Source organism: Demequina sp. (assembly GCF_024642165.1).
GTDB lineage: Bacteria > Actinomycetota > Actinomycetes > Actinomycetales > Demequinaceae > Demequina.
Map to the genome: position 1 here is coordinate 1 of NZ_JAHEBP010000118.1, position 6,310 is coordinate 6,310.

8 protein-coding genes and 1 pseudogene are annotated in these 6,310 nt (G+C 72.0%); 8 read left to right on the top strand and 1 reads right to left on the bottom strand.

Going from position 1 to position 6,310, the window contains the following annotated elements:
* From Q0L54_RS09705 to Q0L54_RS09740, 8 genes are all read left to right on the top strand, one after another.
* On the top strand, nucleotides 1–1,022 hold a 1,022-nt coding region (locus Q0L54_RS09705; protein WP_296667641.1), incomplete at its 5' end, for a helicase-related protein.
* 84 nt (nucleotides 1,023–1,106) lie between these two features.
* Nucleotides 1,107–1,733 (top strand): 16S rRNA (guanine(966)-N(2))-methyltransferase RsmD, encoded by a 627-nt coding sequence (rsmD, locus tag Q0L54_RS09710; RefSeq protein WP_296667642.1) that lies wholly within the window; start codon nucleotides 1,107–1,109, stop codon nucleotides 1,731–1,733.
* Nucleotides 1,730–2,215, top strand: a complete 486-nt coding sequence (gene coaD, locus Q0L54_RS09715; protein WP_296667646.1) for a pantetheine-phosphate adenylyltransferase — start codon at nucleotides 1,730–1,732, stop codon at nucleotides 2,213–2,215. The genes rsmD and coaD overlap by 4 nt, the downstream gene beginning before the upstream one ends.
* A gap of 646 nt (nucleotides 2,216–2,861) precedes the next feature.
* Entirely contained in the window at nucleotides 2,862–3,284 is a 423-nt protein-coding gene (locus tag Q0L54_RS09720; RefSeq protein ID WP_296667648.1) for a YceD family protein, read from the top strand.
* Between the two features lie 2 nt (nucleotides 3,285–3,286).
* Complete coding sequence (rpmF, locus tag Q0L54_RS09725; RefSeq protein ID WP_296667650.1) at nucleotides 3,287–3,481, top strand: 50S ribosomal protein L32; 195 nt, start codon at nucleotides 3,287–3,289, stop codon at nucleotides 3,479–3,481.
* A gap of 31 nt (nucleotides 3,482–3,512) precedes the next feature.
* Complete coding sequence (gene rnc / locus Q0L54_RS09730) at nucleotides 3,513–4,211, top strand: ribonuclease III (RefSeq protein WP_296667651.1); 699 nt, start codon at nucleotides 3,513–3,515, stop codon at nucleotides 4,209–4,211.
* A gap of 15 nt (nucleotides 4,212–4,226) precedes the next feature.
* The gene (gene mutM, locus Q0L54_RS09735) at nucleotides 4,227–5,156 is read left to right on the top strand and encodes a bifunctional DNA-formamidopyrimidine glycosylase/DNA-(apurinic or apyrimidinic site) lyase (protein ID WP_296667653.1); all 930 of its coding nucleotides are present in this window, start codon (nucleotides 4,227–4,229) and stop codon (nucleotides 5,154–5,156) included.
* A 19-nt stretch (nucleotides 5,157–5,175) separates the two neighbouring features.
* Nucleotides 5,176–5,793 carry a response regulator transcription factor gene (locus Q0L54_RS09740; RefSeq protein ID WP_296667655.1) on the top strand — a complete coding sequence of 206 codons (618 nt, stop codon included), beginning with the start codon at nucleotides 5,176–5,178 and terminating at the stop codon, nucleotides 5,791–5,793.
* On the opposite strand, the pseudogene Q0L54_RS09745 reads toward Q0L54_RS09740, so the two are convergent.
* A pseudogene (locus Q0L54_RS09745) lies at nucleotides 5,790–6,310 on the bottom strand (histidine kinase); the annotation flags it as partial. The gene Q0L54_RS09740 and the pseudogene Q0L54_RS09745 sit on opposite strands and share 4 nt — an antisense overlap.

Below are 6,310 nucleotides of genomic sequence, written 5' to 3' on the forward strand. Positions count from 1 at the left end.
ATCTGGGTCTGGTGGTGGTCGACGAGCAGCACCGGTTCGGCGTGGAGCAGCGCGATGCGCTGCGCGCCCGCGGCACCCGCGTGCCGCACACGCTGGTGATGACCGCGACTCCCATCCCGCGGTCCGTCGCGATGACGGTGTTCGGCGACCTCGAGACTTCCGTGCTCGGCGATCGCCCGGCGGGCCGGCAGGACACCGTCACGCACCTGGTGCCGGCCGGCAACGCGGCATGGATCGAGCGCGTCTGGACGCGGGTGCGGGAGGAGGTCGACCGCGGCGGCCGCGCCTACGTGGTCTGCCCACGCATCGACGGCGACAGCGAGGAGGAGCCCGAGGAGGCGCCGCTCGACGCCTTCGAACCCGAGGCGACGGGGGACGATGCGGCGGCCGGCGCATCGTCCCGGCCGCCCCTGGCAGCGGTGGCCGAGGTCGCGCCGGCGCTGCGTGCGCGCCCGGACCTCGCGGGGGTGGGCATCGGCGTCATGCACGGCCGGCTGGGCGCGGAGGAGAAGGATGCGGCGATGGCGCGATTCGCGTCGGGTCAAGCGCCGGTGCTGGTCGCGACCACCGTCATCGAGGTGGGGGTGGATGTGCCCGAGGCGACGGCGATGGTGGTGCTCGACGCGCAGCACTTCGGCATCTCGCAGCTCCATCAGCTGCGCGGCCGCGTGGGCCGTGGCAGTGAGGCGAGCATCTGCCTGCTGGTGTCCGCCGCGGAGGACGGCACGGTCGCCCACGAACGGCTCGCGGCGCTGGCGGCCACCACCGATGGATTCGAGCTGGCGGAGAAGGACCTCGAGTTGCGACGCGAGGGCGACGTGCTGGGGGCGGCTCAGTCCGGCGGTCGCAACTCGCTGCGGCTGCTGCGGGTGGTGCGCGACGCTGCCGTCATCGCGGAGGCGCGGGAGGCGGCGGCCGAGGTGGTGGCGGCGGATCCCGACCTCGCGCGCCACCCCGAGCTGGCCGAGGCGATCGCGGACGTGCTCGATCCGGAGCGTGAGAGGTTCCTCGAGCGAGGGTAGGCGCGTCGATCACTCCGGGTCTCCGAGGTCCCGGGGCGGCTCCCGCGCCGTGACCGCGGGCCATTCGAGACATAGGCTGACCGGGTGACCAGGATCATCGCGGGCCGCTGGGGAGGCAGGCGCATCGCCGTCCCGCCGCGCGGCACGCGACCCACGACCGACCGGGTGCGCGAGGCGGTGTTCAGCCGTCTGGATCACGAGGATCGGCTACGCGGCGCCCGTGTGCTCGATCTGTTCGCGGGCTCGGGAGCGCTGGGGCTCGAGGCGCTCAGTCGTGGGGCGGCTCACGCGACGCTCGTCGAGGCCGACGCCCGCGCCGTCGCGGTGATGCGCGGCAACGTGCGTGACCTGGGCGCGGGGGACGATGCGCGGGTGGTCAAGGAGCGCGTGCACGCGTTCCTCAGCCATGAGGGCAACGGGTGGGACGTGATCCTGCTGGACCCGCCCTACGACATCCCGCGCGACGAGCTCGCGCAGGTGCTCGCGGCGGCGGGGGAGCGGCTGGGCTCGGGAGGCGTGCTGGTGCTCGAATGGTCGACGCGCGCGGGGGAGGCGCCGTGGCCCTCGACCGTCGAGGCCGTGCACGCGAAGGCCTACGGGGAGACCACCATCCACTACGCGGCGCGGCGGGCTCCGGATCCCGGTGCGCCGCTGGAAGGACAGGGCGACGAGTTGGACGCCGGACCCGACGGAGGTAGCGTCGAGCCATGACCACAGCCGTGTTCCCTGGCACCTTCGACCCCGTGACCTGGGGCCATGTCGACATCGCGACCCGCGCCCGTGCCATGTTCTCTCGGGTGGTGGTGGCGGTCGCGCACAACTCGACCAAGACACCGCTGCTCGACCTGGACACCCGGGTCTCGCTCGCCGAGCGCGCGCTCCACCTCATCGACGGCGTCGAGGTGGTCCCGGTCGACGGCCTGCTGGTCGACTTCTGCAAGGAGATCGGCGCCGGCGTGATCGTCAAGGGCCTGCGCGGCGGCACCGACTACGACTACGAGCGGCCCATGGCGCTGATGAACCGCTCGCTCACCGGCATCGAGACGGTGTTCATCACCGGCGACAACGCGCTGAGCCACGTGGCGTCGTCGCTCGTGCGCGACGTGGCCCGGCATGGCGGCGCCATCACTCGGTACGTTCCCGACGGCGTGGTCGATGCGGTGAAGGCGGCGCTCGCGGCCGAAAGCGCCTGAGCACCCCGCCCTCACCCGCCCAGCCCACACCCGCCCCGCCCGCCCAAACCACACCCGCCCCGCCCCGCCCCGCCCGCGCCGCGCCGCCCCTCACCCCACCGAATGGGTAGACCATGGTCGGCTTGGCGAGTTCCATGCATCGCAAGGGTGGCTGAGTGTCGCTCGGCCGAACCGGACCTGACTGCGTGCCCAACCGCCGGCATGGCCGCCTGGCTAACCGCCCGCCGTCGAGCGGAGCCCGGCCTGGCGACAACTGGCTACCCCCGTGGCGCGCGAATCACTGGAAACCGTCAACGATCTACCACCACGGGCTGGGGCTGGGGCTACGGCTGGGGCTGGGGCGCGGGCTGGGGCTGGGGCTGGGGCAAGGCAGGCGCGCGGGCACGCGGTGGGGCTAGCGACACGCAACCGGGTTGAGCGAGGCGCCCCGCATCGCGTACAGTGGTGCGCTGGCCCTGCCGAACAGGTGCGGGCCGAGGTCCCCGCGGACCGGAACGACCAGGAGGCGCGTGTGGCTCACACTTCACGCGCGTCGAACTCGCCGTATCACTTCTCGGTCAGAGACGTGGCTCGGCGCCCTGGCGCTCAGAGACTCGTCTCCGAGACCTTTCCGGCCCCCGCGGTCCTCGGCACCGAGCTGATCGGCGTGCCTACCGGATCCGAGGTGAGGCTCGAACTGAGTTTCGAATCGGTGCAGGAGGGCATCTGGGTCTCCGGAACCGTCAACGGGACGGCGATCGGGGAGTGCGGACGATGCCTCGACGAGGTGCGGCTCGAAGTAGCCGCTCCCGTCCAGGGACTGTTCGAATACCCCGACTCGCGCAACGTGGGCGAGGACGAGGAATCAGAGGATGTATTCGAGTTCGACGGCGATAGCCTTGACCTCGAGAACGTGGTGCGAGACGCGGTGGTGACGAGCCTCCCGTTCACGCCACTGTGTGACCCGGACTGCCCGGGGCTGTGCGACCAATGCGGCGCGCGGCTCGCGGATGATCCGGATCATGCGCATGAGGTGCTGGACCCCCGGTGGGCAGCACTGCAGAGTTTGACCGACGAGAAAGAGAGTTAGCCGTGGCTGTTCCCAAGCGCAAGATGTCGCGCAGCAACACGCGTGCACGTCGCTCGCAGTGGAAGACGACCGCTGCCGACCTTTCGACGTGCCCCCAGTGCAAGGCCCAGAAGATGCAGCACGCCGCGTGCCCGTCCTGCGGCGCCTACAACGGTCGCCAGTACGCCGAGGCGCTGCGCACCGAGCACGAGGCCTGAGCGGTCCACGCCGCGCGCGTGACACGAGCAGATGAGCACACCAGGGCAGCAGTCGGCTGAGGCCCTGATCAGCAGGTTGGGCGTCCGTGTGGACCCCGACCTGCTGGTGCTTTCGCTCACCCACCGGTCCTTCGCCTATGAGGCGGGCGGCCTGCCCACCAACGAGCGCCTGGAGTTCCTGGGCGACTCGGTGCTGGGCGTGATCGTCACCGATCACCTCTATCACACGCACCCCGACCTGCCCGAGGGCGAGCTCGCGAAGATGCGCGCCGCCTGCGTCTCACAGCGCGCGCTCGCGGAGGTCGCCCGGGAGATCGACCTCGGGCCGTGCATCCTGCTGGGCAAGGGCGAGCACGCTACGGGCGGGGACGGCAAGGACTCGATCCTCTGCGACGCGTTCGAGGCGATCCTGGGCGCCGTCTACCTGTCCCACGGCCTCGAGGTCACCCGCGAGGTGGTGTTGCGGCTGCTGGGCCCCAGCCTGCTCGCCGCCGCATCGTCCGGTGTCGCCCTCGACTGGAAGACGTCGCTGCAGGAGGCGTGCGCCGAGCGCGGGCTCGGCGGCCCCCTCTACGACGTGGTGGGCGAGGGTCCCGACCACGCGCGCCGGTTCACCGCCACCGTGCTCATCGGCGGCGAGGCGCGGGGCTCCGGCACCGGCTCCGCCAAGAAGCACGCCGAGCAGGACGCCGCCGCGGAGGCCTACGCCGCGATCACCACCTCCGATTGATGCGCGAGCACGGCATTGCCTGAGCTCCCGGAGGTCGAGACCGTGCGCCGAGGCCTCGACTCGCTCGTCAGAGGCGCGCGCATCGACGCCGTCGAGATCCGGCGCGAGTCCTGCGTGCGCCTGCTTCCCGGCGGCGCCGCCGAGTTCGCCGCCGAGGTGGGCGGGCTGCGCCTGTCGCGGCTGGCGCGACGTGGGAAGTTCCTGTGGGCGGAGCTCGCCGAACTGGAGGGGGACGATGCGCCCGTGCTCGCGCTCTCGGCGCACCTGGGGATGTCGGGCCAGTTCCGGATCCACACGGACGTCCCGGACGCGCACCCGCATTGCCGCGCGCGGCTGACGCTCGCAGACCCGACGCTCACCCTCGACTTCCTGGACCAGCGGACGTTCGGCTACCTTCACGTCGAGCCGCTGGTCCCCACGCCCGACGGCGGCGCGGGCGGCGCGGGCACGCCTCTGCCGCTGCTGCCCGCATCGGTCGCCCACATCGGACGCGACGCGCTCGACCCCGTGCTCGACGCGGTCGCCGCGGCTCGCGCGCTGCGCCGCGGCTCCCGCGGCATCAAGCAGGTGCTGCTCGATCAGACCGTGGTGAGCGGCATCGGCAACATCTACGCCGACGAGGCCCTGTGGCTGGCGCGGGTGCACCCCGAACGGCCGGCGCACGCTGTCACCGCGGCGCAGGCACGCGATCTGCTGGCGGCGACGCGAGAGGTGATGGGCCGGGCGCTCGGCCAGGGCGGCACCAGCTTCGACGCGCTGTACGTCAACGTGAACGGCGAGTCGGGCTACTTCTCGCGCTCGTTGGAGGCGTACGGCAGGGCAGGGGAGCCATGCTCGCGCTGCGGGGCGCCGCTGCGGCGCGAGACCATCGGGGGACGCTCCACCCATTGGTGCCCACGCTGCCAGCGCCGATGGAGCGCGCGTCGCTCGGGACCGCGGTCCTAGGCGCGGTACCATCAGCGTTATGTCTGACATCACCGTGCTGGTCCTCGACGACCACGAGGTCGTGCGCCGTGGAATCTGCGACATCCTCGAGCGCGCGGACGGCATTGCCGTGGTCGCGGAGGCATCGACCGTCGCCCAGGCCGTGCGCCGTGCGGAGGCCGTCCGTCCCCAGGTGATCCTGTCGGACCTGCGCCTGCCGGATGGCACCGGGCTCGACGTCATCAGCCACGTCCGCGGCAAGCTGCCCGACACCCGCATCGTGGTGCTGACCAGCTACGACGATGACGAGGCTCGCGCCGCCGCCCGCAACGCCGGCGCCGACGTGTTCCTCGCGAAGACCGCCGGGCCGCCGGAGATCCTGCAGGCCGTGCGCGACGCCGCGACCGGTCGCGAGCATGGCCAGCACATCGCGGTCCATGAGGACGATGTGGTCGCACGCCTGACCCCCATGGAACGCCGCGTGCTGGACCTGGTGGGCGCGGGCCTCGCCAACCGCGAGATCGCGGACAAGCTGGGCATCGCGGAGAAGACCGTGAAGAACCACGTCACCAGCGTGCTTGCGAAGATGGGTCTCCAGCGCCGCACCCAGGTGGTCGCGTGGGCGACCGCCAAGCGCGCGCACTCGTTCCGCGGCTAGAGGCCCACGGCCTCCACGTTCCATTCGGCGACCGTCCCGGGACGCGCCGATCCCGGCCGTGACGGCGACAGCGTGAAGGTGCCATTCCGGCGCAGCGCGCGGTTGGCGAGATTCGACGTCCCTGAGTGACGATTGGTCGCGCCGCCCGGGCCGATGCCGTCGTCCACCACCGAGACCAGGATGCGTCCACGCGCGGCCGAGACGGCCATGTTGACCGCGGTCGCCTGCGAGTGTCGAGCCACGTTCGACAGCAGCTCGCGCACCACGGCGACCACGTCGTCGGAGAGCGATGGATCGCCGGCGATCGCGTGAGACACGTCGCCCCAGTCGACCTGCACCCGGGGGGCGAATCCGAGCGAGTCCTGCGCCATCACGATCTCTCTGCGGATCCGCTCCGACATCGGCTCGGAGGTGCGCTGCCCGGCGAGCGAGCCCATGACGCCGCGCACCTCGCGCTGCGCGCGCTTGACGTGGTCGAGGGTCCGTAGCAGGCGCTCTCGCAGCTGCGGCTCGACGT

Excerpts from the sequence above, each read along its gene's own strand:
- coaD (WP_296667646.1), top strand. The coding sequence starts at position 1,730 with ATGACCACAGCCGTGTTCCCTGGCACCTTCGACCCCGTGACCTGGGGC.
- rnc (WP_296667651.1), top strand. The coding sequence starts at position 3,513 with ATGAGCACACCAGGGCAGCAGTCGGCTGAGGCCCTGATCAGCAGGTTG.
- Q0L54_RS09740 (WP_296667655.1), top strand. The coding sequence starts at position 5,176 with ATGTCTGACATCACCGTGCTGGTCCTCGACGACCACGAGGTCGTGCGC.